The 19,551-nt window shown below is 73.4% G+C and carries 3 protein-coding genes; all 3 read right to left on the bottom strand.

Features of this window, described 5'->3' with window-relative positions:
* Positions 1-18: 18 nt before the first annotated feature.
* Positions 19-9,693 (bottom strand): amino acid adenylation domain-containing protein, encoded by a 9,675-nt coding sequence (locus VF557_01645; GenBank protein ID HEX8078892.1) that lies wholly within the window; start codon positions 9,691-9,693, stop codon positions 19-21.
* Positions 9,690-13,847, bottom strand: coding sequence for an amino acid adenylation domain-containing protein (locus VF557_01640; GenBank protein ID HEX8078891.1), 4,158 nt, complete (start codon positions 13,845-13,847; stop codon positions 9,690-9,692). Before VF557_01640 ends, VF557_01645 begins: the two co-directional genes overlap by 4 nt.
* Positions 13,844-19,551, bottom strand: a 5,708-nt coding sequence (locus VF557_01635; protein HEX8078890.1) for an amino acid adenylation domain-containing protein, incomplete at its 5' end; no start/stop codon positions are given. The genes VF557_01640 and VF557_01635, both read right to left, overlap by 4 nt.

The following is a 19,551-nucleotide window of genomic DNA, read 5'->3' as shown; positions in this document are numbered from 1 at the left end:
CTGGTGGTTCTCATGCGGTCAGCAGTTCTCATACACCGCCAGCACGGCGGCGTCGATGGCCGCGTTCATGGTCTCGGCGACCGCCTGCACCACTGGAGGACGCAGGACGCCGTCGTGGGTGGTGTCCAGCACCGAGCAGCTGATCAGCCCCGGCAGCAGCGCCTGCCACAGCTGTCGCCGCTCGGCCGCCGGATCCTGCTCGGGCAGGCCCGCCACCGGCTGGTCGGCCAGCCACAGCTCGCTCGGCGTCTCGGCCAGGCGCGGCAGCTCGTAGTGCGCCATGCTGGCCAGGTTGGCGCGGCAGCAGCGTGCCAACCGGTCGGCGTAGGCCGCCGCCTCGGAGTGCGCGGATCCGGCCGCTGGCGCTTCAGCCGGGGTCCCTTCGGCGCCCTCGGCGCCCGGGTTCGACCGCGCGCCCGCCCCGAGTTCCAACGCGAAGACCGTCCGCAGCTGCTGCTCGTCATAGCTCTGCAGCGATGCCCCGCTGCCCGGTGACGGCGGGTCGAGCAGGTAGAGCCCGGCGGCGGGCTGGCCGGCCGCCTCGCTCTCGGCGGCCATCGCCAGCGCGACCCACGCGCCGAACGACCAGCCGGCCAGCCGCCAGCGCCACTCGGCTTGAGGAAAGCGCTCGGCCAGCGCCTGGTGATAGCGCCGGGCCCGCTCGGCCAACGACCAGGGCGGCAGCTCCGGCCGGTACAGCGCGGGGTCGGCGATCAGGCAGACGGTCAGCCGCGGATCCAGGGCCGACACCAGCGACCGGTAGGCCTGGATGTCACCGCCCACCGGATGGATCAGGCACAGCAGGTCGCTGCCGGTGCCGGCCTGCCAGACTTCGACCTGCACCAGCTCGCCGGACTCGGTGTTGTCGTCGGCGCCGGCTTCGGTGGTGCCGCCCGCTGCGGTGCTGCCCGTCGCCGTGCCGCCCGTCGCCGTGCCGCCCGCCGCGGTGCCGCCGGTCGCGGTGCTGCCAGCCGGAAGGCCGGCGGTCACCTCGTACTGGGCCAGCACCTCGGACAGGCTGGCTCGGTGGCTCAGCCGGGCCAGCTCGATGTCGACGCCGAAGTGCTGCTTCACCTCACCGATCAGGTCCAGCAGGACGAGTGAATCGGCGCCCAGGTCATACAGCGACGCAGTGGGATCGAGCTCGTCCACGCCCAGCCACCGGCACAGGCAGTCGGCCAGGTGCTCGGCCACCAAGCGGGCCTCGCTCATCGAGCCGGCCGCGCTCACCGAACCGGCCGCGCTCACCGAAGCCGCTGCCGGCTCCGTCCCCGCACCGTCGGCCGGCGGGACGGCTGCCCGGTGCGCGTGATGGTCGGCGCCGGCCGGTGTGGCGTAGAAACTGCCGGCCTGCTCCAGGGCGGTGGTGCTCACCAGCAGCTGGGGCAGCTGCAGCCGCAACGCCCGCGCGAACACCCGCTGGCCCTCGACCACCCTGAGCCCGACGGCCAGGTGCGCCTGGTGCCGGGCATCGGTCCGCAGCGCCTGGCGTGCCATGCCCACCTCGCTCCAGACGTCCCAGTCGATGCCGAGGCGCAGCGTGCTCTCGGCCGGACCGCCGCGATGGCGGGCGAAGCCGTCCATCAGACCGTTGGCAGCGGCGTAGTCGAGCTGACCGATGCCTCCGAACAAGGCTGACATCGAGGAGCAGTAGGCGGCGAAGTCCGGCTGGTAGCGCTGGATGAGGCCCTCAATCAGCAGGCAGCCGCGCAGCTTGGCGGCCATCGCCTGGCGCATCGCGGCCGCGTCCCGCCGGGCGATCAGAGCGCCGGCCGCCACCCCTGCGGCGTGCACCACCCCGTCGAGCCGGTCCAGGCGTCGCTCGAGCCGGGCCAGCACCGTCTCGACCGGCTCCTGGGTCAGGTCGGCCTCGACCAGCTCGACCCGGTCGGCCCAGCCCGCCAAGGCAGCCGGCAGCGTCGCGCGCCGGGCCAGCAGGACCACCCGGCAGTCGGCCTGGGCCAGCAGCCAGCCGGCGATGCTGCTGCCGATACCGCCCGTGCCGCCCAGGACCAGGTAACGGCCACCGTCGACCGGCAGCTCGCCAGGCATCGAGTGGCTGGCAGCCAGGTGTCCGTTGGCCAGGTGTCCGTTGGCTGAGTGGCCGGCGGGCGGGTGTCCATTGGCCGGGTACCAGGCGGCGACCGGCTCCGGCGCGGTCACCGGCAGCATCGCGGGCTGCCACCAGTAGCCCTGCCGCAGCGCCAGCCGGCGTGGCAACCCGGCAGCGGTCCCGGGCCCGGCGTCGGCGTCCGTCCCGGCCAGCAGCGCGGCCAGCGGAGCCGCCCAGTCGGCCGGGTCCGAGCTGGGCAGGTCCAGCCACCGCCCGTCGACAGCGCACTCCTGCGGCGCCACCTCGCAGGCGCCGGCCAGCAGCCCGAACTCGGGCCGGGCCACGTCGCCATCGACCGGCTGGCCGAGGTAGGACAGCCACCACGGCCGCAGCCCGGCAGCCGCCGGCAGGCCGTCCGCCGCCTGCAGCAGCGCGGCCGGCGTGTCCAGGCAGGCCCAGCCGGCGCGGTCCAGCGCGGGCTGGCCCACCGGTCCGGCGACCGCCAGCGGCAGCGCGTGCAGCCAGTCGATACCGGCCTGGGCGGCGACGCCCAGCTCCGTCAGCAGTCTCGCCAGCGATGCGGGGCTCCCCGGATCGACCTGGTAGGCGTCGTCGGACAGCTTGGCGAAGGCGTCTCCGGCGCTGACCCGGACCACCCTGGGGTAGACCTCGTCGAAGGCCCGCAGCGCCTCGGCCGGCAGCGGCTCGGCCGTCATCGTGACCAGCAGCCGCGAGGTCCCGGCGCCGGCGCCGGCAGCGGCGCGGCGCCATCGCACCCACTGCGGCTGGTGCAGCCAGGCGTGCTCGGGCAGCCGCTCGCCGGCGCCCGGAGCGAGCCGGCCGGCGGCCCGAGCGGACTTGACGGACTGGGACCCGACACGCTCGAAGTCGTAGTCCGCGAGCTCGAACGCCGGCGGCGGGAAATCCCACGGCGGCTGAGCCGGTCCGGCCGGCCAGCGGATCAAGGCGCCGCGCAGCCAGGCGGCGGCCAGCGCCTCGACCGGCTGATCGCCCTCGACCAGACTGCCCTCGACCGGGTGGTCGCCCCTAACCGGCTGATTCGCCTCGACCAGAAGAGTCGCCTCGACCGGCTCGCCGGCCTCGCCGGGCGGTGCCAGCACCCCGGCCGCCGCGCGAAGCCATGCCACCGCGCTGGCCGCGTCGGGGCAGTGCGCCGCCATCCGCCAGCGGCGAGCCGGCCGGCCTGCCTGCAGGTGCCGCAGCACCTGGGCATAGCTGTCGGGATGCGCGGCCAGGTAGTCCGCGATCCGGTCCGCGTCCGCGCGCAGCGCCGCGGCGCTGCTGCTGGACAGCATCAGCAGCTCGACTACCCGGTCGGCCCCGGGCGCTGCCAGCGCTGCCGGCTCGGCGGCCTCGAGCACCAGGTGGCTGTTGGTGCCGCCGATGCCGAAACTGCTCACCGCGGCCACCCGAGGCCGGCCGGCCGGCCAGTCCAGCGCCTCGGTCGGGATGTAGAACGGTGCCGGATCAGGGCCGAGCTCGGGGTTGAGCCGGTGGAAGTCGACGTTCGGCGGGATCACCGCCGCGTGCACCGCCAGGGTGGCGCGCACCAGCCCGACCACCCCCGCGGCCGCCCCGAGATGCCCGATCTGGCTCTTCACCGACGACAGCGCGCACCGGGCGGACTCGGCCAGCTCGTAGGCCTGGCGCAGCGCGCCGACCTCGACCGGGTCACCGAGCCGGGTGCCGGTGCCGTGCGCCTCGACATAGCCCAGCTCAGCACTGATGCGGCCACTGCGCCGCAGCGCGGATCGGATCACCTCGCGCTGGCCGGCCAGCGCCGGCGCCCCGTAGCTGAGCTTGGCCGAGCCGTCGTTGTTGACCGCCGAGCCGGTGATCACCGAGTAGACGGTGTCGCCGTCGCGCTGAGCCAGCCGCAGCGGTTTGAGCACCACCACTCCGACGCCGCTGCCGCCGATGGTGCCGCTGGCGTCATCACTGAACGGGCGGCAGTGCCCGTCGACGGAGAAGATGTGCTGCGGCCGGTACCGGTAGCCCTTGCTCAGCAGCGGGTCGATGAGCACGCCACCGGCCAGCATCACCTCGCTGTCGCCCTGGCGCAGCATCCCGGCGGCGATGTGCACTCCCAGCAGCGAGCTGGAACAGGCGGACTGCACCGTGAAGGCAGGTCCGGTGAGGCCGAGGTGGTAGGCGACCTTGGTGGCCAGAAAATCCTTGTCGTGGTGCAGGGCCAGCTGGAAGCTGTCCGGCAGCCGGTCCTGGTCACCCTCGCGCAACATCGACTGGAAGTAGGTGTTCTCACCACAGCTGGCCACCAGCCCCACCCGCTGCCCGGCGGGCTCGGCGATGCCGGCGTGGGCCAGCGCCTGGACGCAGCACATCAGCAGGTGACGCTGCTGCGGATCCATCAGCCGGGCTTCCTGCCGGCTGATGCCGAAGTGGCCCGGATCGAAGGCCAGCATGCCGTCCAGCTGGCTGCGGGCGCCCACCAACCCGTCCACCGCGTCGAAGTGCTCGATACCCCGCCTGCCGGTGCGCACCAGGTCCCAGAAACCGGCCAGGTCATCGGCGCCGGGCAGCCGCACCGCCATGCCGATGACCGCGATCGGCTCGGTCGCCGACCCGGCCTGCGCCGGCTCGTCCATCGCGAGACGGTCCTCAGCGCTGGCCGGACGGTCCTCAGCGCTGACCGGACGGTCCTTGGCGCTGACCGGACGCCGCCCCGCGGCCTCGCCGTCGACGAACCGGGCCAGCCCGCGGATGGTGACGTGCTCGAAGAGGTCGGCGATGCTCAGCGACAGTCCCAGCTCGGCGGTGCAGCGCAGGTGGAAGCGCATCAGGCCGAGGCTGGACGCGCCGGCGTCGAAGAACCGCTGGTCCAGCCCGATCGGGTTGCCGATGACCGCCTCGAACAGCTCGCTCAGCTGGGCCTGCCGCGCGGACAGGCCGGGCGCGGCGCCTGCGTTCAGGCGCAGCTCCTCGCCCGGCTCGGTCAGCATCCGGCGGCGGTCCAGCTTGCCGCTGGCGGTCCGGGGCAGCGCCGACAGCAGGCGGAACCGGCTGATCCGCACGTAGGAGGGCAGCAGCGGCGCCAGGTGCTCGGTCAGCTCGGCGACCGACGGCGCGGCCGCCCGGCACTGCAGGCAGGCCACCAGCTGACCGCCGTCGAGCACCACCACCGCAGCGGCGATCCCCGGGTGGCGCAGCAGCGCGGCCTCCACCTCGCCCAGTTCCAGCCGGTGCCCGCTCACCTTGACCTGGTGATCCTCACGGCCCAGGTAGTGCAGCAGGCCCTGCCGGTCGAACCGGGCCTGGTCACCGGTCCGGAAGAAGTGCCCGAGCCCGGGCAGCTCCAAGAAGCGCGCCCGGTTGAGTTCGGGGTCGGCCAGGTAGCAGGGCGCCACCAGCGGACCGCCGATCAGCAGCTGGCCGGGGCAGTCCGGCGGCACGACCTGGTCGGCCTCGTCGACCACCCGCAGCCAGTGGTTGGCCACCGGCCGGCCGATGGCCGGACGGACCGGCCAGTGGGTCGGGTCGCCGTCCAGGCACAGACTGCTGACGACGTGGGTCTCGCTGGGGCCGTAGTGGTTGAACAGCCGGGCGCCCGGCATGCGGGAGAACCAGGCGCGGATGGCGTCGGTGCACAGCAGTTGCTCGCCCGCGGTGACCACCTCGCGCAGCCGCCGGGGATAGCGGCCCAGCAGGACGGCGTGCTCGGCGAGCAGCTGCAGCGCCACGTAGGGCATGAAGATCCGCTCGATGCCGGCCGAGTCCAGCTGCTCCAGCAGCGCCGGCGCGTCCTGGCGCCAGCCCGGCTCGATCAGGTGCAGGCAACCACCGCCGCACAGGGTCGAGAAGATCTCCTGGAACGAGACGTCGAAGGACAGCATCGAGAACTGCTGGGTGACCGCGTCAGGCGCCAGGTCACCGTCCTCGCGCTGCCACTGCAGCAGGTTGCACAGCACCTCATCGGGTACTCCGACGCCCTTGGGGGCGCCGGTGGAGCCGGAGGTGAACAACGTGTAGAGCGGTCGCCGGCCGGCGTGCGGGGGCAGCGCCGGTCCGGCCGCGGTGCGCAGCCGCACCGGGTGCCGGGGCAGGTCGCCGGTGTCGATGGCAGCCGTGGAGTCCGGGGGCAGCAGGACGCACAGCGGGTCGATCTGGCTCAGGATGTGGCGCAGCTGCTCGGGCGGGTACTCCGGGTCCAGCGGGACGATGGTCAGGTTGAGCCGGGCCAGCGCGAGCAGCGCCACCACGTGCTCGACCGAGGCCTCCAGGTGCAGGGCGACGCAGCAGGGCTGGTCATCCTCGGCCGGCAACGGGTAGTTGGCCCGCAACTCCGCGGCCAGCGCGCCGGCGTAGGCGTCGAGTTCGGCGTAGCTGACGGTCCGGTTGCCGGCTCGCAAGGCCGGCGCGTGCGGCGAGCGTCGGACCTGGCGGTCGAAGCCCTCGGCCACGGTGGTGAAGCTCAGCGTGGCGCTCGCGCCGCGGCCGGGCTCGGCCAGGCCGGCCCGGTAGCCGGCCACCAGCTCGGCCAGGGTGGCCGTCCGCCCCTCGACCAGCCAGTCCAGTCCCCGCTCGAACAGGGCGGCCAGCGCCTGGGCGTCGGCCTCGTCGACATAGTTCTCGGCGTACTCCCACAGGCAGTCCAGGCCGCCGCCGTGCTCGAGCACCGTCAGGGTCAGCGCGCACTTGGTCTGGGCCGGGGCCACCCACCGCGGACGGCTGGAGCAGCCGGGCAACGCCAGGCCGGCGAAGTCGGTGTTCTCCAGCACGAACAGAAAGTCGAACAGCGGCCCGTCCTCGCGGAAGCGGTGGTCGCTGAGCACGTCGGCCAGGGCCACGTCCTGCCGGTCCAGCACCGCCTTGCTGGCGTGGCAGTGCCGTCGCAGCTGCTCGCGCAGCTCCCCGGCCGGGTCCAGCGACAGCGGCAGGAGCACGGTGTTGGCGAACATCCCGACGCTGGCCTCGAACTCCTGCACCGGCCGGTTAGCCACCGGGCTGGCGATCAGCGGCCGGTCCCGGCCGGTCACGCCGTACAGGCTCCAGGCGAACACCCCGAGCATCAGCTGGAACCGGGTCAGTCCCAGCTCCGCGCCGAGGCGGTCCAGCTCGGCGCGGCGGGCCGCGTCCAGGCCGACGTGCAGCAACCGGCCGGCCGGTCGGGCCGCCGCCGGTGTTGCGGGCGGCAGTGGTGCTGGCAGTAAAGGTGCGGAGACCTCGTCCAGCTCGGCGTAGTGGGCCCGCAACTCGGCGCGTTGGGCGGCATAGGCCGGCCGGTTGAACCAGTCGGCCTGCCAGCCGGCGTAGTCGAGCGGGGTGGGTGCCGGGTCGGGGTCCATCAGGTCAGGGCCAGTCGCCGGGTCGGCGAGCGCGGCGGCGTACCCGGTCGAGATCGCCTGCAGCAGCAAGGTGACCGACCAGCCGTCCACGGCGATGTGATGCAGCCGCAGCAGCAGCATCCCGCCGTCGGCGTCGGCCAGCCAGCAGGCCTGCAGCATCCTCGGCCGGGCCAGCTCGAACGGCTCGGCGAACAGCCGGTCGGCGAAGGCCTGCCAGTCGCCGGGCGGCAAGGCCTCGGGCTGCCGGTCCGGTTCCAGCCACGGGTCATACGGCTCGGCCACCACCTGCCGAAGGCCGTCGGCGGCGGGGGAGAAACCGGTCCGCAGTGCCGGGTAACGCGCCACCAGCCGCCGCAGGGCGTGCCGCAGCGCAGGCACGTCGACGGCGCCGTCCAGCCGGAACGCCAGCCCGACGTTGTAGGCAACCGAGTCCGGGTCCTGCTGCTGCAGCAGCCAGAGCCGCTGCTGCTCGGTGGTGGCCGGCGCCGACTCCGCGCCTGCTGCTGCCACCGGCGCCGGGTAGGGCGAGTCGGCCTGGTTCCGGCCGGCCGCGACCGCGTCGGCCAGCTCGCCGAGCTCGGCCTGCAGCACCAGCCCGGCCGGCAGCTCGCTTCCCCAGCGCCGCCGAACCTCGAAGCGCAGCCGCAGTGCCTTGAGCGAGTCACCGCCGCTGGCGATCCAGCGGTCACCCGGACGCAGCCCGCTCACGCCCAGCACCTCGCCGGCCACGTCCAGCACCTCGCGCTGCCAGTCGGTGGCTTCGCCGGAGTCGGCGTCGGTGCCGGCCGCACCCCGCCACGGCGGGTCATCCCGGCTCAGCAACGCCTCCCGGTCGACCTTGCCGTTGGCGTTGAGCGGCAGCGCCTCGACCAGGTAGACCCGGTGCGGGCGCATGTAGGACGGCAGGCTCGCCGCCAGGTGCTGCTCGAAGGCCTCGAAGGTCAGCTGCTCGCCGAGCACCAGGTAGGCCAGCAGCTCGTTGGCCCCGAGGGCGTCCTCCCGGCGGGTGCAGACGTAGGCCTGGCGCACCGCCGGATGGGCCAGCAGTTGCCGTTCCAGCTCTTCCGGCTCGATCCGGAAGCCGCGCACCTTGACCTGGCGGTCGGTGCGGCCGACGTAGTAGATCAGGCCGTCGGCGTCGCGGCGGGCCAGGTCGCCGCTGCGGTAGTAGCGTCCCCGGCCGCCGTCCAGCCACGGCAGCCGGACGAAGCGCAGCGCCGTCTCATCGCCCAGGTTGCGGTAGCCCAGCGCGACCGCCTCGCCGCCGAGGTACAGCTCGGCGATCTCGCCGTCGGCGGCCAGCCGCCCGTCGGCGGTGACCAAAAGCGCCTCGGTGCCGGGCAGCGGCCGGCCGATCGGCGCCACGTCGCCGTCGAAGTCCCGGGGGATCGGGTGGCAGAGCGCGAAGGTGGCGGTCTCGGTGGGGCCGTAGCCGTTGTGCAGCACGGTGCGGCTGCTGGGGTTGTCGCGGTACCAGCGGCGGATCCGGGTGGCGTTGAGCTGCTCGCCGCCGACCAGCACCTGGCCGACGCCGGCGAAGCAGTCGGGCACCTGGTCGACCACCGCGTTGAACAGCGCCGCGGTGATGAACAGGGCGTCGACGCGCTCGGCCAGCAGCGCCGCCGCCAGCAGCTCCGGCGTCCGCACCGTCTGGTCGTCGAGGACCACGCAGCAGGCCCCGGTCAGCAGCGGCACCCAGACCTCGAAGCTGAGCGCGTCGAAGGCCGGGTTGGACAGGCTGGCATAGCGCGCCGCCTGGTCCAGCCGCAGGTAACCCGGCCGGGCCAGCCGCATGATCGCGACGTCGGGCACCTCGACGCCCTTGGGCCGGCCGGTGCTGCCCGAGGTGTAGAAGATGAACGAGGCGGGCGGGCCGGCGTCGATCCGGGACGGGTCGTGCCCGGCTTCGGTGCTCAGCAGGTCGGTCACCGACAGCGGCCGCACCCCGGCGGGCAGGTCGGCTGGGTCGGCAGCGCCGGCCGGGCGCCCGATCAGGGCCACGCAGCCGGCGTCGGTGAGCATGTGGCGCTGGCGCCCGGGCGGGCTCTGCCCGTCCAGCGGCACCACCACCGCGCCGGCCCGCAGGATGCCCAGCATCGCGCAGACCAGCTGCCAGGACCGCGGCAGGCACACCGCGACCGCGTCGCCCGGCACGACCCCGGACCGGCGCAGTCCCTCGGCGATCGCGGCGCTGGCGGCGGCCAGCTCGGCATAGTCCAGCTGCCGCTCGCCCTCGATGACCGCGACGGCGCTCGGCGTCCGGGCCGCCTGGGCCAGCACCGCCCCGGCCAGCGAACTCGACCTCGGCTCGCTCACGATCCCTGCCCCACCGCAGCCAAGTCGGACGCGATCGAATCGGACACGCCTGAAGCGGGGACGGCCGATTCGGGTGCTGACAGGCAGTCCAGCTCCCGGTCGATCAGCGTGGCCACCCCGCGCACCTCGTCGGTCTCCAGGATCTCCCAGTGATCGCAGTGCACCACCTCGACCGTCAACCCGCCGGGGGCGTCGGCGGCCCGGCGGCCCCAGAACTCCAGCGCCTGCCGGACCGAGTCGGGGTCCCGGTTGGCCACGGCCTGCAACAGCACCAACCGGGCAGGCGACGGCGGTGTCAGGTAGTCGCGCATGGTCAGCCGGTTGTGGTTGTAGATCTTGAAGTACTGCTCGATCTGGGCGTCCTCGATGCCCGGGTACATGCCGTTGAACTTGATCAGCTTGTCCCGGAACTCCGGCAGGTCCACCGGCTCGATCTCGGCCCGCTCGACCGGGTCGTCGGTGCCCTGGGTGTCCAGCAGCAGCACGCTGACCTGCGCGTTGCCGGCCAGCGCCAGCCGGCGTCCCATCTCGTAGGCCACCAGGCCGCCGTAGGACAGCCCGGTCAGCACCAGCGGCCCGTCGAGCATCGGCTCGATCAGCCGCAGGTAGGCATCGGCCATCGCCTCGACCGTGGGCAGGAACGCCTCACCGGGATTCACCCCCGGCGACTGGATGCCGTAGACCCCGTACGTCGCGGGCAGCACCTTGGCCAGTGACAGGTAGCAGAACGCCGTCCCGCCGGCCGGGTGCACGCACACCACCCGCCGGATGCCCTTACCCGGACGGGCCTCACCCGGCCGGAACTCGATCAGGTTGCCGGGCGCGCCGCCGGAGCCCCGGCGCAGCCGGGCGGCCAGCGCCTCGATGCTCGGATGCGCCACGATCTCCTGGATCGGCAGCCGCTGGCCGAACTCCTCGTTGATGGCGTGGGCCAGCTTGATGGCCGAGATCGAGCTGCCGCCGACGTCGAAGAAGCTGTCCCGGATGCCGATGTCGGGCTGCACCAGCAGCCGTTCCCAGATCTTGTACAGCTTCAGCTCGACATGGTCGCGCGGGCTGGCCTGGTTGACCTGCATCGGCCCGTCGGCCAGCGCCTGGCGCAGCAGCGCCGCCCGGTCGAGCTTGCCATTGGCGGTCATCGGCAGCTCCGAGAACTCCAGGAACACCGCCGGGATCATGTAACCGGGCAACTGCCGGGACAGCGCCTCGCGCCACTCGGCCGGCTGCTCGTGCGGCGAATCGCCGCGCGCGACGGCGGCCACCAGCCTCGGCTCGCCGGCGCCGCTCTCGTCGAACAGGACGGCCGCCTCGCGCACGCCGGGCTGCTCGCGCAGCACCGCCTCGACCTCGCCGAGCTCGACCCGGAAGCCGCGCAGCTTGACCTGGTGATCGCGCCGTCCGGCGTAGCAGATGTCGCCGTCGGGCAGCCGGCGGCCCAGGTCGCCGGTGCGGTACATCCGCTCGCCCGGAATGAACGGGTCCGGCACGAACCGCTCGGCGGTCTGGCCGGGCCGGCCGAGGTAGCCGCGAGCCACGCCGGCGCCGCCGATGTAGATCTCGGCCGCCACCCCGACCGGCACCGGCTGCAGCCGCTCGTTCAGCAGGTAGATGCGGGTGTTGGACAGCGGCCGGCCGATCGGGCACTGGCGGGCCAGCGGCCGCGGGTCGAGGTAGGCGCTGCTGTAGACCGCTGTCTCGGTGGGGCCGTAGCCGTTGAGGATCCGCAGCCCGGGCAACTCCTCGCACATCCGGTGCAGGGCCAGCTCGGGCAGCGGTTCCACCCCGACCAGCAGCTGGCGCAGTGCCAGCCCGGACAGCCGCTCGGCGGGCGCCTCGTCGATCCACTTCACGTACGCCGGCGGCAGGTACGCCTGGCAGATCCGGTGCTCGCGCAGCCAGCTCATCAACGCCTCGGGGTCGGCCCGGATCTCCTCCGGCACCAGGTGCAGGGACCCGCCGCTGGTGAGCGGCAGCAGGATCTCCTGCACCGAGACGTCGAAGCCGATGCTGGACCACAGCGCCGCCGGTGCGCCGGCCGCCGGGCCCACCCGCGCCAGCCAGTGATCGAGCAGGTTGGTGATGCTGGCGTGGCTCACCGCGACGCCCTTGGGCCGGCCGGTGGAGCCCGAGGTGTAGATCAGGTAGGCCAGGTTCGCGCCCCGGACGGCGACACCGGGCCGGTCCTCGCACCGGCCCTCCGCCTCGACCGCTGCCAGCGCCGGCCAGCCGGTAGCCGTCCCACCCGTAAAAGCGGACCCGGCCGGATCGGTCAGCACCAGGGCCGGCTGGGCATCGGCGACCATGCCGGCCAGTCGCTCGGCCGGCAGCGCCGGGTCCAGCGGCAGGTAGCCGGCGCCCGCCTTGAGAATGCCCAGGATGCCCACCGCCAGCTCGACGCTGCGCTGCATGCACAGGCCCACCAGCTGGTCGGGCCTGACGCCGCGCTCGATCAGGGCGGCCGCCAGCCGGTTCGCGCGGCGGTCCAGGGTGGCGTAGTCCAGCGCGTCGGCTCCGCTGACCACGGCGAGCTGGTCCGGACGGCGGGCGGCCTGGGCCTCGAAGCGCTCGATCAGGGTGGCCGGGCCCGCCAGCGGCTGCGCGGTGGCGTTGCAGTCATAGAGCTCGTGCTGGCGTTCGGCGGCGCTGAGCAGCTCCAGCTCACCGACCGGCCGGTGCGGGGAACTGCTCACCTGCTGCAGCAGCCGGACGTAGTGCGCGGCCATCCGGGCGATCGTGGCCGGCTCGAACAGGTCGCTGTCGTACTCGAAGAGCAGTTCCAGCTCGCCGTCGCGCTCGGTCACCTCCAGCGCCAGGTCGAAGCGGGCCGCACCGGTGCTGGTCTCCAGCGGCCGCAGCTCCAGTCCGGGCAGTTCCAGCCGGCCCAGCGGCATGTTCTGCAGCACCAGCATCACCTGGAACAGCGGTGAGTAACTGGCGTGCCGCTCCGGGTGCAGCGCCTCGACCAGCTGCTCGAAGGGCTGCTCGGCGTGGGCGTAGTCCTCCAGCACCCGGTCCCGCACCTCGGTCAGCAACTGGTGGAAGGACTGGTCCGCGGCCAGCTGGTTGCGGATCACCACGGTGTTGATGAAGTGGCCGATCAGGTCCTCGACCTCGCTGTGGTTGCGGTTGGCGAACGGCGTTCCGACGCACATGTCGTCCTGGCCGCTGTAGCGCCAGAGCAGCACCGACAGGGTCGCCATCAGCGTCATGAACAGCGTCGCGTCACCGGCCTGGCCGAGGGCGTGCAGGCCGCGGAGGGTCTCGGCGTCGGCCCGGACGCAATGGCGCTCGCCCCGAAAGCGCTGGCCGGCCGGTCGCGGCCGGTCGGTGGGCAGCGCCAGCAGGGTCGGGGCGTCGGCGAGCCGGGTCTTCCAGTACTCCAGCGCGCCGTCCTGCTCCCGCTCGCGCTGCCACAGCGCGTAGTCCGGGTACTGCACGGCCGGCTCGGGCAGCGGCGAGGGCAGCCCCCGCAGGTACGCCCCGTACAGCTCGCCCACCTCGTGCACCAGGATGCCGATCGACCAGCCGTCGGCGACGATGTGGTGGACGTTGACCAGCCAGCGGTACTCCCGCTCGCCCAGCTTGAGCACGCTGGTGCGCAGCAGCGGGCCGGCGGCCAGGTCGAACGGCGCCTGCGCGTCGGCCTCGGTGAGCTGCCGTGCCTGCTCCAGCCGCTCGGCCATCGGCAGGTCGGTGAGGTCGATCAGCGGCATCGGCACCGGGCTGGCCGGCCGCACCAGCTGGCGGGGCTCGCCGTCGACGAGCGGGAACACGGTGCGCAGCGACTCGTGCCGGCGGGCCACCTCCGAGACCGCGCGTTGCAGCGCCGGCAGGTCCAGCGCGCCGGTGAACCCGAAGGCGGATGGGTTGTTGTAAAAGGGGTTCCCGGGCGCCAGCTGGTCCAGATACCAGAGCTGGCGCTGGGAGTGCGACAGCGGCAGCGGCGCGTCCGAGGCCGGCCGGCGGGTGAGCCGGCCGCCGCCGTGCGGGTCGCCGCTGAGGATGGCGATCAGCTCCTGCTTGTGCCGCTTGAGCTCGGCCAGCCGGTCGGGGGTGAGAAAACCTTTGGGCGCGGTGCACCGCAGCTTGCCGTCGTTGACCTCCAGGCCGACGGCATGGCGGTTGAACAGCTCCAGCAACTCGTATGCGTTCATATCTCGATCTGTTCCATTTCGACGCCGTCCAACTCGACGTCATCCAGTTCGGTGCTGGTCCGTCCGGCGTCCGCCGGCTCGGCCCCGTTGGGCTTGGCGCCGTTGGGCTTGGCGTCGGCGGGCTCAGCGCTGGCGGGCTCAGCGCCGGCGGGCCCAGCGCTGGCAGGTTCGGCAGGTTCGGCATCGGCAGGTTCGGCGCCGTGCGGCTGCGGCGCCCGCAGGCCACCCACCATCGAGTAGATCAGCTGGTGGGTGGGGCCCAGCTCCAGCAACGGGTCCAGCTCGGCCCGCTCGACCGAACCGATGCCGCACAGCCCGATTCCCAGCTCCGGCGCCGCCATGGTCAGCAGCTGAGCCATCGCGCCGGCCTCGACCTGGCAGAAGCCGAGGCTCTCCGGCCCGTAGAGCGGCTCGATCGCCGCCAGGTCGGCCACCAGGAACAGCGCGAAGGCCGCGGCCTCGAAGACCGGCCGGTTGACGAAGTAATCATAGGCGTCCGGGCTCAGCGTCCGCCCGGCCCCGACCGCCACCAGCCGGTGCGCGCTCGGGTCGTAGTAGTACGCCCCGCCCGGCACGCCGGCCACCCGGTCGGGCTTGAGGTAGAGGTAGGTCTGCACCGGATAGCTGCTGCCGGCCGAGCCGTAGAGGTACTTGGGCCGGCCGTCCAGCTCGCGCTGGGACAGCCACGCCAGCAGCCCGGACAGCACGCCGACCTCGACCGGTTCGGCGCGGAACTGCCGCACCGAGCGCAGCTGGCCGTAGCGGCGCGCGAAGGCCGGATCGGTCGGGGCGGCCAGCGCGACGGCCGGCGCGCCGCTGTCCAGACGGCGCAACCCCAGGCCGGCCGCCTTGAACTCCTGGCGGGCCTGCGGGTCCTCCACCACGGCGGCGTCGCTGCCCTGGACTGCCGCGGTGGTCACCGGCTGGATGCTGCGCTGGGCCCGGGCGGCGATCGCCTGCTCGCGGCTGTGCTGGCGATACATCGCGAGCAGCTCGGCCAGCGTCGGCTTGCGCATCAACTGGGCCAGTTGCGGCCGGAAGCCCAGCTCGCTGGACAGCGCGTTGGCTATCCGGACGACGTCGATCGAGGTGGCCCCGAGCTGCAGCAGGTTCGCCCCCGCCGCGATGTCCGGCTGGTCCAGCACACCCTCGACGATCGCCACCAGCCGGAACTCCTCCGGCGACAGCGCAGCCGGCTCCTCGGCCGCCGGCTGGCTGGCGGGGCCGGGCTCGGGCAGCCGGCTCCGATCGACCTTGCCGTTCGAGGACAAGGGCAAGGCATCGAGGAAGGTCATCGTCGCCGGCACCATGTAGGCCGGCAGCTTGCGAGTCAAGTGCTGGGTCAGCTCGTGCTGGGTCAGCTCACCCGCCGAGCCTCGCACCACGTAGCCGGCCAGCCGCTTGTCGCCGTGCGCCTGGCCCCAGACCCGGACCGCGGCGGCCCGCACCGCCGGATGCGACTCGAGCACGGCCTCGATCTCGCCCAGCTCGACGCGGTAGCCGTGCACCTTTACCTGGCCGTCCTCCCGGCCGAGGAACTCGATGTCGCCGGTGGGCAGCAGCCGGCCCAGGTCGCCGGTGCGGTAGAGCCGCTCACCGGTCACCGGGTGGGTGATGAAGCTGGCGGCGGTCCGGGCCTCGTCGCGCCAGTACCCCATGGCCAGGCCGACGCCGCCGATGTAGAGCTGGCCCGGCACCCAGGTCGGGCGCGGCCGCAGGGCGTCGTCGAGCACGTGGAACTGCTGGTTGGTCAGCGCCTTGCCGTACGGGATGCTGCGCCAGCTCTCCTCGAGCTCGCCGATCGGGTAGTGGATCGACCAGATCGAGGCCTCGGTGGCGCCGCCCAGGCTGTGCACCTGCGCCGCGGGCGCCAGCCGGCGCAGCCGGTCCGGCAACGCCAGCGGGATCCAGTCACCGGACAGCATCACCAGCCGCAGCGACGGCGGCAGCTCCCGGCCGCCCTCGGCGTACTCGACCAGCATGCCGAGCAGCGTCGGCACCGAGTTCCAGACGCTCACCCGGTGGGCGTGCAGCAGTTCCAGCCAGTGGGCCGGGTCGCCGGCCAGTTGCGGCTCCAGCAGGACCACCGCCGCGCCGGCGGCCAGGGTGCCGAAGAAGTCGTACACCGACAGGTCAAAGCTCAGCGACGACAGCGCCAGCACCCGGTCGGCCGGCCCGACGGCGAAGCGGGAGTTGATGTCGAGCAGGGTGTTGACCGCGCCGCGGTGATCGATCATCACGCCCTTGGGGGCTCCGGTCGACCCCGAGGTGTAGATCACGTAGGCCAGGTCGGAGCCGGCCCAGTTGACCGGACGCCACGGCGGGCCGTCGGGGCCGCAGGAAGCCTCGTCGACCACCAGCGGCGACACGCCGGCGGGCAGGGTCATCCCGTGCCCCGTGACGCCGGGCCGGCCCCGCTGCACCAGCACCAGCCGGGCCTCGGTCCGCTCCAGCAGGTGGGCGACCCGCTCGGCCGGCAGCGCCGGGTCGATCGGCAGGTAGGCAGCGCCGGCGTACAGGATCGCCAGGGTGGCAGCGACCTGCTCCCAGCCACGCTCCATGCTCACCGCTACCAGCTCGCCGGCCCGCACGCCGGCTGCCTGCAGCCGCCCGGCAAGCTGGCGCGCCTGACGGTCCAGCTGCCCGTAACTGAGCTGCCGGTCGGCGGCCAGCACCGCGACCGCGTCCGGACGGGCCTCGGCCTGCCGGCTGAACAACTCGTGCAGCAGCGGCAGCTCCCGCGCCGGCGGCAGCGCTCCGGCCGAGGGCGGGCCGGACGGCCGCAGCCTGGCCAGCGGCAGCAGCTGGTCCAGCCTGGACTGCCAGGCCGCGGGCTCGGCCAGCCGGTCCAGCAACGCGCAGTAGGCGGCGAACATCTCGGCCACCATGCCCTCGCCGAACAGCTCGTCGATGCTGTCCCAGTTGAACTGCAGCCGGCCCTGCACCTCGAACACCGTGTGGTCGATCCAGACCTGCGGGGTCTGGGTGATGCTGTGCACGGTCTCACCGCCCAGCGCGATGGCCAGCTCGCCCTCGGTGAACGAGCCGAGCTCGGGAGTGTTGTCGACCATGCCGACCGTGCTGTTGAACACCACCGGCATCGCGCCCGGCTGGGTGCCCCGGGCCTTGGACACCTCGCGGGCCACCAGCACGCCGCTCATCGCGGAGTGGTCCATGTCCTGCCAGAGCCGGTCCTGGATCGCGCGGGCCTGCTCGGCGATGGCCGCCTCGGGCGCCACCTCGACCTCCAGCAGCACCAGCGAGGTGAAGTCGCCGAGCACCGCGTTGACGTCGGGATGCAGCGGCAACCGGTTGAACAGCGGCAGGCTCAGCGAGAAGCGGGGTTGCCGGCTCCACAGGGCCAGCACCTGGGTGAAGGCGGTCAGCAGCAGCGTCGAGGCGGTCACCCCGTGGCTGCCGGCGGCCGCCTTCAACGCGTTCCACCGCTCGGCGGGCAGCACCTGCTGGTAGCGGGTGAAGTGCGGCTGCCGGATGGTCTCGGGCTGGCGGGCCAGCGGCAGGTCCGGCGCGCCTGCAAGATCGGCGGCCCGCTGCTGCCAGTACCGGCGGGCGCGCTCGTAGCGAGGGGTCTGGCGCAGCGCCTGCTCGGCCAGCACGCAGTCGCGGAACGTCAGCTCCAGCGGCGCCAGCTCGGTGTCCGGGTCGAGGTAGAGCTGCACCAGCTCGCGCTCCAGCAGATCGGTGCTGGCGGCGTCGAGGATCAGGGCGTCGGTGCTCAGGTGCAGCCGGACCTCCCCGTCGAGCAACGTCACCGCGAACTCGAACAGCGGCCAGCGGCTGGCGTCCAGCAGCTGGTGCGACATCCGGTCGCGGACCTCGGCCAGCCGGCGCCCCGCCTCGGCCGGGTCCAGGCCGCGCAGGTCGTGCCGGGTCATCTCATACGGCGGCACCTCGGCCAGCACCCGCTGCCGGCCGTCGGAGGTGAACACCGCGCGCAGCATGTCGTGCCGGTCGATCAGCCGGTTGAGCGCCCGGGTGAAGCGGTCGGAGTCGAACTCGGGCAGCCGGATCTCCTCGTAGCCGTGCGCGCCGACCCCGCCGAGAGAGATGGTGGAGTCCCGGCCCACCCAGTACGCCTGCTGGATGTCGGTCAGGTCGAACGGCTGGTAGCGGCCGGCCGGGTCGGGCTCCAGCCGCGGCACCACCAGCGCGGTGTCCTCGGTGTCGGTCCGATCGGCCAGCTCGCCGGCCAGATCGGCCAGCACCGGGTGCTGGAACAGGCTGCGCAGCGACAGCCGCGCCGACATCCGCTGGTTGACGGTGGCGATCAGCCGGGTGGCCAGCAGCGAGTGCCCGCCCAGGGCGAAGAAGTCATCGTCCACCCCGACCCGGTCCCGGTGCAGCACTTCGGCCCAGATGGCAGCCAGCCGCGCCTCGGTCTCGGTGCGCGGAGCCCGGTACTCGGCTGCGCTGTCGGACGGGCCCGGCGCGGGCAGGGCACGCCGGTCGAGCTTGCCGTTCACCGTCAGCGGCAGCCGTTCCAGCAGCACCCAGCGGGTCGGCACCAGGTGCTCGGGCAGCCGCAGCTTCAGCTGCTGCCGGGCAGCCTCGACGGTGCTGGTTCCGGCGGCGCTCGATCCCGAGATGTAGGCGACCAGCTCCCGGTCGGCCGAGCCGTCCCCGTGCGGCAGCACGACGGCCTCGCGCACTCCGTCGAGTGACAGCAGCGCGCTCTCGACCTCGCCCAGCTCGACCCGGAAGCCCCGCACCTTCACCTGGTTGTCGGCGCGGCCGGCGTAGTCGAGGCTGCCGCCGGCCCGCCGGCGGACCAGGTCGCCGGTCCGGTACATCCGCTCGCCCGGGGCGAACGGGTCGGGGACGAAACGCTGCGCGGTCAACCCCGGCCGGTTCAGGTAACCGCGCGCCAGGCTGTCGCCGCCGATGTAGAGCTCGCCGACCACGCCGATGGGGACCGGCTGCAGCCGCGCGTCCAGGACGTAGAGCCGGGTGTTGTCGATGACCGTCCCGATCGAGGGCAGCGCCGGCCAGTTCGGCGCGTCGGCGCACCGCAGTGCCTGCTGGCTGGCCACGTGCGTCTCGGTCGGGCCGTACTGGTTGTAGAGCCGGGCGTGCGGGAGCCGAGGACCGGCCAGCCGGGTGATCCAGGCCCGCAACTCGTCGGTGACCCGCAGCGCCTCACCGGCGGTGATCACCTCGCATCCGGACGGCGGCCCGGGCCGGCTGTTGTCGGCCAGGCTGGCGACGTGCTGCAGCACCGCGGCCGGCAGGAAGGCGCGTTGCACGTCGTGCTCGGCCAGGAAGCTGTCCAGCCGGTCCAGCTCCTGGTGGCTGCCGCCGGGCATCAACACCAGGGTCGCGCCCTGGCAGAGCGTGCTCCACACCTCCTGGAACGAGACGTCGAAGCTGATCGAGGCGAACTGCAGCACCCTGCTCGCGGGCGGGCTGTCCGGGGTGGCGCGTTGCAGCTGCCACTGCACCATGTTGTCGGCGCTGCGCCAGGTTTGCGAGACGCCCTTGGGTTGCCCGGTGGAGCCGGAGGTGTAGAGCAGGTAGGCCAGCTGGTCGGGCAGCCGGCGCACCACCGGGTCGGTGGTGGGCGCGTCGGCCCAGGTGGCGGCGTCGGCGTGCAGGTCGAGGACCGGTAGCGGGTGGGGCAGTGCCGCGATCGCGGGTTGGAGGGCGGCGCGGGTGGCGGTGTCGGTGATGAGCAGGGTGGGGTCGC

The organism is Jatrophihabitans sp., assembly GCA_036389035.1.
In the GTDB taxonomy this organism is placed as follows: domain Bacteria; phylum Actinomycetota; class Actinomycetes; order Mycobacteriales; family Jatrophihabitantaceae; genus Jatrophihabitans_A.
The sequence above is the reverse complement of the archived record's forward strand: the minus strand, read 5'-3'. Positions and strand labels throughout refer to the sequence as shown.